Raw genomic sequence first — 13,076 nt, 5'->3', positions numbered from 1 at the left:
GGTCCATGAGAAGAGGCTTGCTCGTGCGACCGACGCTGGCCGCCCGCCCGATGCTGGCCACCCCGCCGAGACTGGCCGCCACGCTGACGACCGTGGCCGCGCTGTCCTTCGGGTGCGGTGGAGACGGGGAACCGGGGGTCGTCGAACTGTCGCTGGGCCACGTCGGGTCGCCCGGCTCGCTCTACGACGTGACCGCCAATGAATTCGCCCGCCGCGTGAACGAACGGCTGACCGGCCGGGCCGAACTCCACGTCTACGGCGCCAGCCAGCTCGGCGGCGACGACGCGATGCTGCTGCGGCTGCGGCTGGGCACGCTCGACATGTCCATCCCCTCCACCATCATGTCCTCGATGGTCGACGCCTTCGGCCTGTTCGAGATGCCCTACCTGGTCCACGACCGCGAGCACATGAAGCGGATCGAGGAGGCCGTGGTGTGGCCCGACCTCGCGCCGCGCGCGGAGGCGGCGGGCTACCGGATCCTCGCGGTGTGGGAGAACGGGTTCCGTCACATCACCAACTCCCGGCGGCCCATCCACGGGCCGGAGGACCTGAGCGGGATCAAGCTCCGCACGCCGCGCGGGGTATGGCGCGTGAAGCTCTTCCAGGCGCTGGGCGCGAACCCGACGCCGATGCCGTTTTCCGAGGTCTTCGTTGCGCTCCAGACGGGGGTGATGGACGGACAGGAGAACCCGCTCACGCAGGTGACGAGCGCCAAGCTGCACGAGGTCCAGGACTACCTCTCCCTCACGGGCCACGTCTACAGCCCCGCCTTCGTCACGACCGGCGCCGGGCGGTGGGAACGCCATCCCCCGGAGATCCGCGCCGAGGTGGAGGCGATCGCGCGCGAGATGCAGGCCTTCGTGTACGAGACGGCCGCCCGGATGGATGAAGAACTGCTCGCCGAACTCGAAGCGACGGAGATGGCGATCAACGAAGCCGACCCCGCCCGCTTCGAGGCCGCCAGCGAGCCGATATACGAGGAGTTCGCGACGACGGTCGAGGGCGGACGGACTCTCATCGACAAGGCGCGGCGCTGAGGACGGGCGTCCGCCGCTTCCTCGAGGGGGCGGTCCTCGTCCTGCTGGCCGCGCTCGCGGTCGCCGTCGTGGTCGGCGTCGGGTTCCGCAAGGCCGGGGCGTCGCTGGTGTGGTACGACGAAGTCGCCTCCATCCTCCTCGCCTGGCTCACCTACTACGGAGCCGCGCTCGCCGCGCTGCGGCGGGCGCACATCGGCGTGCCCACGCTGGCGCGACGGCTGCGTGGACGGGCCCGGCTCGCCGTCGTCCTCGTGGCCGAGTCCGCGGTCATCGCGTTCTTCGCCGCGGTCGCGTGGGCCGGGTGGCAGGTCGTGCGCGTGCTCGAGGGGACCTCGCTGGTGAGCCTGCCCTCCGTGCCCGCCGCGCTCGCACAGTCCGTGATCCCGATCGGGGCGGTCCTGTTCATCGTCGCGCAGCTTCTGGGGCTGAGAGACGCCCTCGCCGAGGGGGCGGGCCGTGAGGGGGAGCCGTGACGCTCCTCCTCCTCTTCGTGGGGCTGCTCCTCCTGATCGCGATCGGCATCCCCATCGCGGTCGCGCTCGGCATCGTGGCGCTCGTGGCCATGCTCGCCTCCGGCGGGGTCGCCATGCTCCCCAACGCCGGACTCGTGCTGTTCACCGGCGCGACCTCGTTCCCGCTCATCGCGATCCCGCTCTTCATCCTCGCGGGCGCGATCATGAACGCGACCGGGATCTCGCGCCGGCTCATCGCCTTCGCCTCCGCGCTCGTGGGGTTCATCCGCGGCGGCCTCTCGATGGTCGGCATCTCGGCCTCGCTCTTTTTCGCCGAGATCTCGGGCTCCGCGGTGGCCGATGTGGCCGCGCTGGGCTCGATCCTCATCCCGGCCATGAAGAAACGCGGCTACTCGACGCCGTTCGCCGCGGCCGTGATGTCCTCCTCGGCCACGCTCGCCGTCATCATCCCCCCGTCCATCCCCATGATCCTGTACGGCGTCATGGCCGAAGCTTCGGTCGTGGAGCTGTTCGTGGCCGGCATCGTGCCCGGGGTGCTCGGCGGCGTGCTCCTGATGTTCGCGGCCTGGCTCTACGCCCGCCGCCACGACTTCCCCGTGGAGGGCAGGTTCGAACTCCGCCGCGTGTGGACGACGATGCGAGAGGCGGGCTGGGCCCTCCTCCTGCCCGCGATCATCCTCGGCGGGATCTTCAGCGGCTGGGTGACGGCCACCGAGGGGGCGGGACTCGCCGTGGTCGCCGCGCTCGTCGTGGGCGGGCTCATCTACCGCGAACTCGACTTCGCCCACCTGCGCGAGGCGATGCTCGAGGGCGGCGTCCAGACCGCCGTCGTCATGCTCCTCGTCGCGACTTCGGCGCTCCTCGGCGACTACCTCACGGAACAGCGGCTCCCGCAGCAGGTCGCCGCCGGGATCATGGACCTGACCTCGAACAAGTGGCTCATCCTGGCGCTGCTCAACGTCTTCTTCCTCGTGATCGGGCTCTTCCTGCACTCGGCCGCGGCGATCATCCTCGTCGTCCCCATCGTGATGCCGCTGGTGCGGGCGGCGGGCATCGACCCGGTGCACTTCGGGCTCATCGTCACGCTCAACCTGGGGATCGGACAGCAGACGCCGCCGGTGGCGAGCGTGCTGGTGACCGCGTGCTCCGTCGCCAAGGCGGACATCTGGGAGGTGAGCAAGGTCAACGTCCGCTTCATCGCCGTCCTCGTCGCCGTCCTGCTGCTGGTCACGTATGTCCCCGCCATTCCCCTCGCGTTGGTGAACGTCTTCTACCACTGATGTGACGTTCGGTGTGACGTTCCGCACGCGGACTCCATCTAGTCCAGGACGCGGTGCGTTATCCGGCGGCACCCGGCGAGTCACGACACCGGCGAAAGGGACGTGTCGATGGACGGCGTGGCCGTTCGACTTCGATCCGTGCACCGTCACGGCATTCCGAGGCGGACGCCCCGTCGGCTGGCGTGCCTGGGGCTCGCGCTCCATTTCACGTTCGGTATCCCGCATGTGTCGGGGCAGCCGACTCGGGACTGCGGCACGGAGGCATCGCTTCAGGTCACGGTGACGGACGAAGCCGGGACCCTCGCGTTGCCGGGCGGCCGCGAAGTTCTCGTGAACGGATACGCGCACGAGGCGGAACTGCAGCTCCTGTCCGGCGAGGAGAAGACGGGGCGGCTCATCGGCCGCGTGCACGATGCCCGGACGCAGCGGCCTGTGGCGGCGGCCGCGGTCTCCGTAGCGGAACGCGCCGGGTCCGTCGAGAGCAATCGGCGGGGCCTCTTCGTCCTCAGCAGGCTCCCGGTCGGCGGACACAAACTCTCGATCCGCCATCTCGGGTACGCGCCGCTCACGCACGCGGTCCGCGTGACCCGGGGCGTCACTACCGAAGTCGAGATGGGCCTGACCGCGGACTCCGTGGGGCTGGAACCAATCGCCGCGACGGCCGAGAGACCCCGCCGCCTGCAGATCAAGGGATCTTGCGAGCGCAAGTACTGGGGCGAGGTGCACGGGCGGCGGCACGTTCTTCACTGCCATGGACATCGAGCCGCCGGAGTCCGCTCTGGCTCACGCACCTGATCGCCGAGGCCCGGGGATCAAGCTAGGGGAACTGCACCGTCCGCGGGCACGGCTGCAAGCTGTACAGCACGAGGTCCGGGGTCGGCGTCGCAGCGGACGCCTGCGAGATGAACGTGTACCTCGACGGCCTCCCGGTCGTCCGCGGGAGCAGCCGCTTCCCGGCCTCCGCCTCGAGCAGATCTGACAATTCCGGGTCCTCCGCGGCCTCGGGCCTGTCCATCAACGATTTCGTCATGCCCGCCGAAGTCGCCGGCGTGGAGATCTACAGGGGGGCCTGGCGAGCCTGCCCGCCGAGTCGGGGGACACGCGAACCGCTGCGGCGTGTTCGCCGTCTGGACGAAGTAGGCTGGCCCCCGTCACGATCGTTCGCCCGGGGACTCGATCCCCGACCCGGTCGCGCTGCCCGGGTCCTCCATCGTCCTCGGTTGGACGGATGTGGAGCGGAGACCGCTGCGTCGACCGGTCCACGCCGATGGAAGTCTCTTGATCTGCGCTCCGCGGGACGCGACCCGGGCAGCGGCGGGCCGGACAACGTTTCGGTGGGAGGACTTCGTGCTCCCGATCGAGATCGCCGGCGGGAGGTCTGCAGCGGAACCTCGGAGCTTCCGGCGGAATTCCGCGGCCACGATTCGCAGTGCGGCGCCGTCGTGGTCTGCACCGGATGGTTCCGCCCGTCAGCACGCTTCAACGAATCGTCACCGTTTCAAGAGAATGCGAACCCGCAGAGGTACGTATCTCATAACTGGTTGTTAAATAATGCCTTAGCGGCGGCCTCTCTCCGAAGTCGCCTTCTCGACGGGGTCACCGCCGAAACACGCGCGTAATGTCTTGCCAACTCGTGGCATATGGAGAGTAGAGGGACGATCCGCGAGGGTGAGGCAATTCGAGTCCGTACGATGGGGTCGATGACCGGCGGTCGTCCGGGAGCTGTCGCCCAATACCCTCAACTCGGGAGCGACGACTGGTTCGAAGGGCCGCGAGGAGGGATCACGAGGCGATCCATGCCATCTATCGGGCGTCGGCATCGCTGCGGCGGGCGGTGGAGGAGGCTGGAGAATTGGTTCTCTGCGTCACGACGGGAGTGCCGGCAGCCACGCACTGGGCGGAGTTGGGAGACAGTGCGAGGCGTACCTCCTCAGGAGAGGCTCTGGCATGATCCGAGTATTTGCGGATACGGCACAAGACACCAAGAGCATAATCGGAGCGGTTGACGGTCCCGTTCACGTCGTCGATACCTTGAGCGGGTCTAGCTGCATAGGGGCGAATACCGACTGCTTCATCATCGGCTGTCGCCGGCCATTCCTGCGGGACCGGATCCATGTCCTCCTGGAAATCGAACGAATGTTGCCGGCAGTGCCCGTTATCTTGGTGACTGATCGCGATGCACGTGTCGCCCGTTTGCTTAGCCGCGTCCGAGTGTCAGCCATCATCTGGTTCGAGGACTTGCAGACTAGACTTCGACCATGTGTCTCCACCGCGCGTGGATCCATGACGCTAGCACGCCTGGCTGAGAGAGCCCGCCGTTCCTCAGCGCCTCCGGCTCTTCGTGCGGGCTTGGCGTACGGCCTACAGAGGGCTACGAACAAGCCGATCCGAAACGTGAAAGCACTCGCCACTGACCTGAGGTGCTCCCCCATCACCCTCCGGCAGGAGTTCAGCGCTCGTGCCGGAGGGGCTGCAACCTTGAGCCAGTTCCTCGCAGCCCTCGTGATCGTCCGGGCACATCAGATCCGGGAGTCCCGTGTTCGCTGGAAGGCCGTCAGCCGGCAATTGGGATTCTCGCGGGAAACGCTCAACCGCAAGGCGAAGTCATGGCCGGGATGCACCCTCACCGAGCTTGAACGGATTCATCCGGATCGGCTGCTCGAAGAGTTCGTGGCGGACTACATCGAGCCCGTTCTTTAGCAGAGACTTGCTCAAGGGTGCGACGAGTGCCGGCTCTCCTGGATCCTGCCACTTTGCGGTCAGCAGAAGGGCACGTTGCCTCCCAATTGTTGACACCCTTTCTTGTCCTACCTGAAGTGTCGGCGCGGCACCCTGCTGGCCAGCCAGGTTTGCGTATTCCGACGAAGCCTACCACCGATTCCGGCAAGCCGATCGGTGATTCCGAGCAATGCCGACCACGTTGGAGGAGCGGAGGTCCATAGCGGGGCCGGGGTGTCAGGGTCGAGGGTTGGAGTCTACCGGCTTGTACCGGTCTTCGTCGAGTCGGTAGAGCCTCCTCGCGGAAGCTCCCTTGAGGGTGATCCTGTGGGCGTTGTTTAGGAGGCGGTCGAGGATGGCGTCGCCGAAGGTGGGATCGCCGCCGACATCGAGGATGAGGAGCCAAGTTCTGGCGAGGCGCTGGACGACCTTGGGGTAGGAGCCGTCGCCGCGGGCGAGGGCGAGTTCGTCGAGCAGCCGGGAGAGGCGGTAATAGCGGGTGGAGATGCCGTTGCGGCAGGCCTGGTGGCCGAGCGCGCAGGCGAGGTAGGACTTGCCGGATCCGGTGGCGCTGGTGACGAGGACGGTCTGGCCGTCCCTGATCCACTGTCCAGAGGCGAGGCGGAGGACGAGGGAGCAGTCGAGGCCCCGGGGCGCCTTGAAGTTGATGTCTTCGATGGTGGCGTCGAGGTGGAGCCTGGTGTGGCCTTTCAGTCGCTGGTAGCGGCGCTGTTCCCGGTTGGTCTTTCCCGTTCGAGGGTGGGTTGTCGAAGCATGATGGTCAGGACTCCTTTCGGTTCGGGGACGTTCCGTTGCGGGCGGCGGCGTAGTAGTCCTGTCCGCGGATGGACTTCACCGAGCCGTAGCCGAGGGCGCCGATGTCGAGTGGGCGGCGGCAGGCCGCTTCCATGCGCTCGGCGGGATAGGCGCGTGCGAGGCGCATGAGGCCGAGGCAGCTGCGGTAGGCCCTGTTCGGGGTGGGGGGGGAGCCTCGAGGAGTCGCTCGACGAAGGCGGCGGTGTCGGGTCCGACCCTTCGGCCCCAGGCGATCAACTGCGGCGGGCTCCAGTCGGCGGTGGTCGCAGTGCGCCGCGGGCACGTGGGCGGGGTCGGTCGCGTATGTGCCCTTGCGGCGGCTACGGATGTGAACGGCCACGCGCCGGTGCCGGTGGAAGATCTCGACGGTGGTGCTCCAGGGCCCGTGTCCCGGCTCGCACCGAAGAGTAGCTGCGGCAATCCACCACCAGAATCGAGCGGGGGTTTGGCGTCTCGCTCGTCCATGTGCTGCCGCAATGACCGCAGCAACGGCAGGAAGTCCAAACGACGCTCTCGAACCCAGCGCGTCGGCTTCCTCGGTGGGGAATAGAGCGGCTGATCTCGATGAGCGTGAGGCTGCCCTTGCGTCGAAACTTCGGGTGCGCCGTTGTCTCCTTTTCAGAGGTCGGGTCAATAGGTGTGTAAACGTCATCAGGCGGCGATCCTCTCCTGACCCTCGGGGACGGGCTTTCCGTCCTCGAACCTTCTTCCCTCGTACACGTCCCGCAGCAGCTCGGGAGCGTTGAGCTTCCTGAACCTCTTCTCGGCCACTATCAGCAGCCGCCAGATGAGCGCCGTGGCCCGCTCGACGCGCTTGAACCGCTTCGCCGCGGTCGTGCGGAGCCGGACCGAGGCGAACGGACTCTCCACCACGTTGGTCGTCCGCAGGTGCCGCCAGTGCTTCTCGGGGAAGCCGTAGAAGGCCGTCATGCGCTCCCAGTCGTCCTCCAGCACCGACACGGCGTCGGGCTGAGTGGCCCCATAGCGGGTCCTGAACGCCTTGCGCGCCTCCTTCGCCGCCGCCCGCGAGGGCGCGTACGCTGCCGCGCGCAGCATCTCCCTCGCCACCGCCTGCTCTCTCTTGGGCAGCCGGTCCAGCACGTTGGTCGTCTTGTGGTTCCAGCACCGCTGTTCGGCCGCCTCCGGCCACACCTCCCGCGCCGCGCCCCAGATCCCCAGGTTCCCGTCGGCGACCAGAAGCTTCGGCGTCCCGAGCCCCCGAGCCTTCAGATCCCTCAGCACCGCCGCCCACGACTCCGTCGACTCCCGGTAGCCGGGCGTGACCGCCAGCACCTCCTTCGTCCCGTCGCTCATGGCGCCGATGACGACCAGCAGGGCCGCCTTGTCCTTCTCGAGACCCGCCTTCACGTAGATCCCGTCCGCCCACGCGTACACGAGCTCACGGCCTTCCAGCGGCCGGCGGCTCCACGCCTCGTGCTCCACCGTCCACTTCGCCCTGAGCCGCCCCACCGAGGACTTCGACAGCGGCGCCCCGTCGCCCAACAGCCCCCTCAAGGCCAGCTCGAAGTCGCCCTCGGCCAGCCCGTGCAGGTACAGCTCCGGGATCAACTCCCCCACCTCCTTGGTCCGGCGCTGGAACAGCGGCAGCACCCGGCTCTCAAACCGTTCCTCCAGACCCCGCACCCGGGGCCGCCTCACCTCGATCGTCCCCGAACTCATCGCCAGACGGCGCGGCTTGCCGTATCCGTTGCGGTAGCCCGGAGGCGCGTCCACCGCCGCCCGCCGCTCCGACTTCATCCGGCCCAGGAGTTCCGTGACCTCCTCCTCCAGCGCCTGCTGGATCATGTCCCGCGCCTGCTCCCGCACCCACGCCTCCAGCGTCTCCCACGCTGGCCCGGCGAACCTCTCCCGCGTATCGTTGCCCATGAGGCGACGTCCTTTCTCCGGGCCTCACCCCGGATCGCTGGTAAACGGTCAGCTGAAAGGTACGTCGCCTCGCTTTTACACACCTTTTGGTCCTACCTCCCTTTTTCATCGATTGTGCTTGTGTTGCGAGACCAGTGACTGCTTTACGTTTGGATTTGCGAGGCTCTTACGGACAACCCGAAGGAAAGGAAACGACCAATGTCGAAGATCTGGAAGTCTCACCCGGTCAGCGCTGGCGTGCTGAGTGTGATCGCACTGCTCATGGGCGCGACGGCGGCATTCTCTCAAGACGGCGACGAAGGCCCCGTGACGAGCGGTCCGAAGGCCGGACTCTGCACGGGTGCCGGTTGCCCGGACCGAGGAGATCTGGAATGCATCTCGGGAGAGGTCGACCTCGGTATGCCGGGATTTGGTGGGAGCGTTACGGTGACCTGCTATCAGCCAGAAAACTAGCAGCGGGGGAAAAGCAATGCGGCTCGCCCCAAGTGTAGCAGCCTTGGTCCTTGTCACCGCTATCGCTGGTCGTCTCGCTGCCCAGGAGCGGCACTGGTTGCCAGAGCCTGTCCTGTCTGACGTGTTCGAAGATGTAGATGGAGATCTGTTCGGAGATCCCCTGACCATCAAGGCCGCTCCCGATGGTGGTTTTCTGCTCGTGGATTGGGGGGATCATTCGATCCGGACATTCACGGCGAACGGCGAAGCGTCATGGCGTTTTGGGCGTTCAGGTAGAGGGCCGGGCGAGTTCAGTCGATTCTTGGATGTGGAGTACGACTCGGCGGGCAGAGTACTCGTGCTTAGCGAGGGCCGACGTCTGACCATCATCGACTCTGACGGAAGTCTACTAGCGACCATACGCACTCCCGAAGTCCGGTTGACCGAAATAATGCCTTCAACCTGGTCTCCCGGAAGTCATGTTCTGATGCCTCGCGACACGAGAGACGGAGTCTGGATGGTAGTTTCCAGCACCGGGAGAGTGAAACGGATGGGTGGGAAACTACCCGCCGGTTCGGTTCCGGAAGGACTGCCCAGTGAGGCGTGGGCGACGCCGCTCCCCAACGGTGGCGCGGCCGTAGTGTACAGGTGGTCAAGCCAGATCGTACTCCTGGACTCTCACGGCCGCGTCAAACCCATCGTTGAGGGTGTCGAATCGATTCCATTCCCGGAACTCTTGACGTATACCCCCAATCAAGATCTTGGGGACGGCATGACTCTTCGGAGGATATGGCGAGTCGACCCCGAAGCGCCGCGAGCGTCACGGGCGGTGGCCGCCGAAGGATCACGGATCTACGTGCTGTTTGGAGGTGCCACGGAGAAGGCGGGTCGTATCGTGGACACTTACTCAGTTTCCAACGGCGCGTACATGGGCTCGTATATCCTGCCAGGAACACGACATACGGATATTGCCGTACTGTCTGACGGTCGCCTCGCGACGCTGGACACAGAGTTTTTTCCAACCGTTAGACTCTGGAGGCTGCCAATCAACGAGGGCCAGCGACGTGAGTAGAGTGAGTGGGCCACGGACTGCGCGGTCGAACCGCTGGCTTCTGTGGGCGGTGGTGCTGGCAATGGCTACGGCGCCAACTGTGGCTAGGGCCCAGTGGATACCATGGGACGTAGTCGTTGCATACGTCACATGCCTCCAAGCTGGCTGTCCGATGGGGGGAGACCTTGAGTGTTTGGAGGGCGACATCGACCTTGGCGATCGCACTATTCGTGTGACATGCACGCAGCCGAAACAGTGATGTATCGCACGAAGGAGCTTGTCATCGGGCTGCTGGCCCTCACGTCAGTAACGGCTTCCTGTACGCGGTTGGGTTTCACTTATTCCGAGGACGCACGGAATGAAAATGAAGATGCACGGACGGCAATGCAACGCGCGATTAACGAGATCGGCACGGGTCTCATGGTGGTTTCGCATCCGTACTCCTGCTCTCTCACTAGCAACCAAATAAGACACTTGAATGACCTACATGAGAATAGGCTCAAAGTGACGGTGGCGTTCGTGGGCCGGGAGGCAGATGCCAGTGCGGTCCGCGCGGTAGACCAGATCGCGCAGGATCTGGGTTTTGACATGCCGTGGGAATTTCTGAGTCCGGAGGCTTACGCGACCTTGGCGGAACCACTAGGGCTGTTGACGCCGACGGTGCTGTTGATCCGTCGAGGGCAACCAGTGATGATCGCAAGTGGTTTGGATCTTGCCGGGATGCTGCACGTGTTGGAACCCATTCATTCCCCTGGCCGTGCCGATGCAGGCGCGATGTAGGTTTGAGTTCAGCGCAGCGGGGACGAGGCCCCTCCGCCGTCCTCAACCACCCCGAGTCCATCAAGGATCTCGTCCTGCTCACGGAGGTCGCATGGGGGTCGAGGTCGTTCGGGCTCTAGCTCGGTCGCCGCCATCATCGTCCATCGTCCACATCGCTCGTGTGGCCGGCGGGCATTGACCCGGTAGCACTTCGGCCTCATTCGTCACGGATATCTGGGAGGTTTGAGGAGGTTCAACGTCGGCGTCATCGCGATCCTGGCGTCTCTCCCCATGCGGAGATGAGGAGCCTGAACGCGACGCGGAGGCGCCGGTCAGTAGTTGACTTCAAGTCACATAATCCTCGGGAGGACCGCTGCGCAACGGGAGCCGTCTTGGGGACGCGCGCTCGCCGTCATCATCCCTCCGTCCATCCCCATGATCCTGTACGGCGTCATGGCCGAGGCCTCGGTCGTCGAGCTGTTCGTCGCCGGCATCGTGCCCGGCGTGCTCGGCGGGCTGCTGCTGATGTTCGCGGCCTGGCTCTACGCCCGCCGCCACGACTTCCCGGTCGAGGGCAAGTTCGAACTCCGCCGCGTGTGGACGACGATGCGCGAGGCGGGGTGGGCCCTCCTCCTGCCCGCGATCATCCTCGGCGGGATCTTCAGCGGCTGGGTGACGGCCACCGAGGGGGCGGGACTCGCCGTCGTCGCGGCACTCGTCGTGGGCGGGCTGGTGTACCGCGAACTCGACCTCGCCCACCTGCGCGAGGCGATGCTGGAGGGCGGCGTCCAGACGGCCGTCGTCATGCTCCTCGTCGCCACCTCGGCGCTCCTCGGCGACTACCTCACGGAGCAGCGGCTCCCGCAGCAGGTCGCGGCCGGGATCATGGACCTGACCTCGAACAAGTGGCTCATCCTGGCGCTGCTCAACGTCTTCTTCCTCGTGATCGGGCTCTTCCTGCACTCGGCCGCGGCGATCATCCTCGTCGTCCCCATCGTGATGCCGCTGGTGCGGGCGGCGGGCATCGACCCGGTCCACTTCGGGCTCATCGTCACCCTGAACCTCGGGATCGGCCAGCAGACGCCGCCGGTGGCCAGCGTGCTCGTCACAGCGTGCTCCGTCGCCAAGGCGGACATCTGGGAGGTGAGCAAGGTCAACGTCCGCTTCATCGCGGTGCTGGTCGCGGTGCTCCTGCTGGTGACGTACGTCCCGGCCATCCCCCTCGCCTTGGTGGACGTCTTCTACCACTGAGGTCACCCGGCGGCCCTGGTCCTTACAACGCCACCGCTGGCCCGACTGCCGGGAACGTGCCGGCATAGGGTCGGAGGCGTCGTGGCCGGACCTTCGGCCATGCTTCGGCGTATGGGTGCTGTGGAGCGATATCTCAAGCCGATGGAGCCCGACCGGGAGGGGGGGAGGCTACGTGAGAGGAAGACTCGTCGTTGCGGCCGCCGTCCTGCTCGCCGCGCCGCTGGGCGCGCAGGAGGATGTCGCGTTCCGAGCCGGTGTCGGTATCGGATCCATCGTGGGGAATGGAGGCGAATCGATAACCGTCCCGGCTGTCGGTGTCGACCTCGGCTTCCCGTTGGGTGCGGGTCTATCGTTTCGTCCGGGCGCGTCGTACGCACAAATGGGAACGGAGACCCGGAGCTACGGCGGCGGCCTTGAGAAAACGAATAGCCGCTCGATCGATTATCTGCAGATCTCGGGGCTCCTCGCATGGCCCCGGATCATCGGCAGCGGCAGGCTATCTCTCGGCCTACAGGCGGGGCCGTGGCTCGGGATCAGGCTGGCATGCGATGCCTCCGGTGTCTTTAGCCCCAGGTTCTGCGAGGGTGCGGATCCGGGCGCCGAGGACACGGACTTCGGTCTCATGGGCAAGTTCGGGCTTTCCCACGGAATCACGGACGGCGTCCTCCTCAGCATCGATGCGTTCTATCAGGTGGGGCTCAAGGACGTCATCGATTACCCTCCCCCCGAGATCGGTGTGGAGATCGAGGGTAAAGAGTACACGCGCCTTCTGGCCCTGCAGCTGGGTTTGGTGTTGAAGACGTGAGGGGAGAGTTCCAACGCTGATGTGACGTTCTTCCGATTCGCGCCGCCTGGGAGCCGTGCGCTGCATCCGAGGCCACGGCAAACCCGCGCAGGGAGTTTGGGGATGGTCGAAGCGAAACGCGCAGCCGTCGTTCCCCTCTTCGTCACCCTCGTCGCGGCTTCGGCCACACCGGTGCTGGGCCAGGATGACACCTGCGGAGAACGCACTTCCCTTCAGGTCACGGTCGTCGACGAGTCCGGTACGGTCCCGATACCCGGCGCCATGGTGGTGGTCCACTGGTCCGATGTCGAGGAGAGGCCGCAGCGTGAAACGGTCGGGTCGGAGGGCCGCTTCCTGCTTTGCGCCCCTCCGGGGGCGACGGAGGTGGTGTTGTGGGCGGAACTGGGCGACGATTCGAGCGAACAGGCCATCGTGGCCCTGGCGCCCGGACAGGCGCGGGAGGTTGCACTCCGCGTGCTGCTTTGTCCAGGGGTCGCCGGGGCCGCCTCATCGGCCGCGTGTATGACGCGATGACGGAGAATCCCGTGGCCACGGCCGCGGTATCCCTGGTGGGTCACGCGCGCGTGT

Annotated in this window: 13 protein-coding genes and 2 pseudogenes; 11 read left to right on the top strand and 4 right to left on the bottom strand. The window is 66.2% G+C overall.

Annotated features, from left to right (window positions below; translation table 11 throughout):
- The first annotated feature begins 5 nt into the window (after positions 1-5).
- The 4 genes from ACOOHF_RS00590 to ACOOHF_RS00575 all read left to right on the top strand — a co-directional run bounded on the left by ACOOHF_RS00590 (position 6) and on the right by ACOOHF_RS00575 (position 3,585).
- The gene (locus ACOOHF_RS00590) at positions 6-1,037 is read left to right on the top strand and encodes a TRAP transporter substrate-binding protein (protein WP_420462968.1); all 1,032 of its coding nucleotides are present in this window, start codon (positions 6-8) and stop codon (positions 1,035-1,037) included.
- 68 nt (positions 1,038-1,105) lie between these two features.
- Positions 1,106-1,510 (top strand): TRAP transporter small permease subunit, encoded by a 405-nt coding sequence (locus ACOOHF_RS00585; protein WP_420462967.1) that lies wholly within the window; start codon positions 1,106-1,108, stop codon positions 1,508-1,510.
- Positions 1,507-2,790: a TRAP transporter large permease gene (locus tag ACOOHF_RS00580; protein WP_420462966.1), complete on the top strand. Its 1,284-nt coding sequence runs from the start codon at positions 1,507-1,509 to the stop codon at positions 2,788-2,790. The genes ACOOHF_RS00585 and ACOOHF_RS00580 overlap by 4 nt, the downstream gene beginning before the upstream one ends.
- 108 nt (positions 2,791-2,898) lie before the next feature.
- Complete coding sequence (locus ACOOHF_RS00575) at positions 2,899-3,585, top strand: carboxypeptidase-like regulatory domain-containing protein (protein ID WP_419936627.1); 687 nt, start codon at positions 2,899-2,901, stop codon at positions 3,583-3,585.
- 22 nt (positions 3,586-3,607) lie between these two features.
- Here the strand turns inward: ACOOHF_RS00575 and ACOOHF_RS00570 are convergent, their stop codons facing one another.
- Entirely contained in the window at positions 3,608-3,820 is a 213-nt protein-coding gene (locus ACOOHF_RS00570) for a hypothetical protein (RefSeq protein WP_419936628.1), read from the bottom strand.
- A gap of 1,448 nt (positions 3,821-5,268) precedes the next feature.
- On the opposite strand from ACOOHF_RS00570, the gene ACOOHF_RS00565 reads away from it, so the two are divergent.
- Positions 5,269-5,490 carry a hypothetical protein gene (locus ACOOHF_RS00565; RefSeq protein ID WP_420462965.1) on the top strand — a complete coding sequence of 74 codons (222 nt, stop codon included), beginning with the start codon at positions 5,269-5,271 and terminating at the stop codon, positions 5,488-5,490.
- 255 nt (positions 5,491-5,745) lie between these two features.
- Here the strand turns inward: ACOOHF_RS00565 and ACOOHF_RS00560 are convergent.
- The 3 genes and pseudogenes from ACOOHF_RS00560 to ACOOHF_RS00550 form a co-directional block, all read right to left on the bottom strand.
- Positions 5,746-6,243 (bottom strand): annotated as a pseudogene (locus tag ACOOHF_RS00560) (ATP-binding protein); the annotation flags it as partial.
- A 46-nt stretch (positions 6,244-6,289) separates the two neighbouring features.
- Complete coding sequence (locus ACOOHF_RS00555; RefSeq protein ID WP_420462964.1) at positions 6,290-6,451, bottom strand: hypothetical protein; 162 nt, start codon at positions 6,449-6,451, stop codon at positions 6,290-6,292.
- 524 nt (positions 6,452-6,975) lie between these two features.
- Positions 6,976-8,211, bottom strand: a complete 1,236-nt coding sequence (locus ACOOHF_RS00550; RefSeq protein ID WP_420462963.1) for an IS256 family transposase — start codon at positions 8,209-8,211, stop codon at positions 6,976-6,978.
- A 198-nt stretch (positions 8,212-8,409) separates the two neighbouring features.
- Here ACOOHF_RS00550 and ACOOHF_RS00545 point away from each other — a divergent pair, with 198 nt between their 5' ends.
- The 6 genes and pseudogenes from ACOOHF_RS00545 to ACOOHF_RS00520 all read left to right on the top strand — a co-directional run bounded on the left by ACOOHF_RS00545 (position 8,410) and on the right by ACOOHF_RS00520 (position 13,022).
- Positions 8,410-8,664 (top strand): hypothetical protein, encoded by a 255-nt coding sequence (locus tag ACOOHF_RS00545; protein ID WP_419936631.1) that lies wholly within the window; start codon positions 8,410-8,412, stop codon positions 8,662-8,664.
- Positions 8,665-9,130: 466 nt separating this feature from the next.
- Positions 9,131-9,715 carry a hypothetical protein gene (locus ACOOHF_RS00540; protein WP_419936632.1) on the top strand — a complete coding sequence of 195 codons (585 nt, stop codon included), beginning with the start codon at positions 9,131-9,133 and terminating at the stop codon, positions 9,713-9,715.
- 237 nt (positions 9,716-9,952) lie between these two features.
- Positions 9,953-10,474 carry a hypothetical protein gene (locus ACOOHF_RS00535; protein ID WP_419936633.1) on the top strand — a complete coding sequence of 174 codons (522 nt, stop codon included), beginning with the start codon at positions 9,953-9,955 and terminating at the stop codon, positions 10,472-10,474.
- Positions 10,475-10,855: 381 nt separating this feature from the next.
- Positions 10,856-11,704: pseudogene (locus ACOOHF_RS00530) on the top strand (TRAP transporter large permease); the annotation flags it as partial.
- A gap of 172 nt (positions 11,705-11,876) precedes the next feature.
- Positions 11,877-12,509: a hypothetical protein gene (locus ACOOHF_RS00525; RefSeq protein ID WP_420462962.1), complete on the top strand. Its 633-nt coding sequence runs from the start codon at positions 11,877-11,879 to the stop codon at positions 12,507-12,509.
- A 102-nt stretch (positions 12,510-12,611) separates the two neighbouring features.
- Positions 12,612-13,022 (top strand): carboxypeptidase-like regulatory domain-containing protein, encoded by a 411-nt coding sequence (locus ACOOHF_RS00520; RefSeq protein WP_420462961.1) that lies wholly within the window; start codon positions 12,612-12,614, stop codon positions 13,020-13,022.
- Positions 13,023-13,076 lie beyond the last annotated feature (54 nt).

Origin of the sequence: Candidatus Palauibacter sp. (assembly GCF_965216145.1) — a bacterium.
Classification (GTDB): domain Bacteria; phylum Gemmatimonadota; class Gemmatimonadetes; order Palauibacterales; family Palauibacteraceae; genus Palauibacter.
The sequence above is the reverse complement of the archived record's forward strand: the minus strand, read 5'-3'. Positions and strand labels throughout refer to the sequence as shown.

What these genes read in the sequence shown, in the direction of transcription:
- ACOOHF_RS00590 (WP_420462968.1), top strand. Translation starts at nt 6, where the DNA reads ATGAGAAGAGGCTTGCTCGTGCGACCGACGCTGGCCGCCCGCCCGATG.
- ACOOHF_RS00575 (WP_419936627.1), top strand. Translation starts at nt 2,899, where the DNA reads ATGGACGGCGTGGCCGTTCGACTTCGATCCGTGCACCGTCACGGCATT.
- ACOOHF_RS00570 (WP_419936628.1), bottom strand. Translation starts at nt 3,820, where the DNA reads ATGACGAAATCGTTGATGGACAGGCCCGAGGCCGCGGAGGACCCGGAA.
- ACOOHF_RS00555 (WP_420462964.1), bottom strand. Translation starts at nt 6,451, where the DNA reads ATGCGCCTCGCACGCGCCTATCCCGCCGAGCGCATGGAAGCGGCCTGC.
- ACOOHF_RS00550 (WP_420462963.1), bottom strand. Translation starts at nt 8,211, where the DNA reads ATGGGCAACGATACGCGGGAGAGGTTCGCCGGGCCAGCGTGGGAGACG.
- ACOOHF_RS00545 (WP_419936631.1), top strand. Translation starts at nt 8,410, where the DNA reads ATGTCGAAGATCTGGAAGTCTCACCCGGTCAGCGCTGGCGTGCTGAGT.
- ACOOHF_RS00540 (WP_419936632.1), top strand. Translation starts at nt 9,131, where the DNA reads ATGCCTCGCGACACGAGAGACGGAGTCTGGATGGTAGTTTCCAGCACC.
- ACOOHF_RS00535 (WP_419936633.1), top strand. Translation starts at nt 9,953, where the DNA reads ATGTATCGCACGAAGGAGCTTGTCATCGGGCTGCTGGCCCTCACGTCA.
- ACOOHF_RS00520 (WP_420462961.1), top strand. Translation starts at nt 12,612, where the DNA reads ATGGTCGAAGCGAAACGCGCAGCCGTCGTTCCCCTCTTCGTCACCCTC.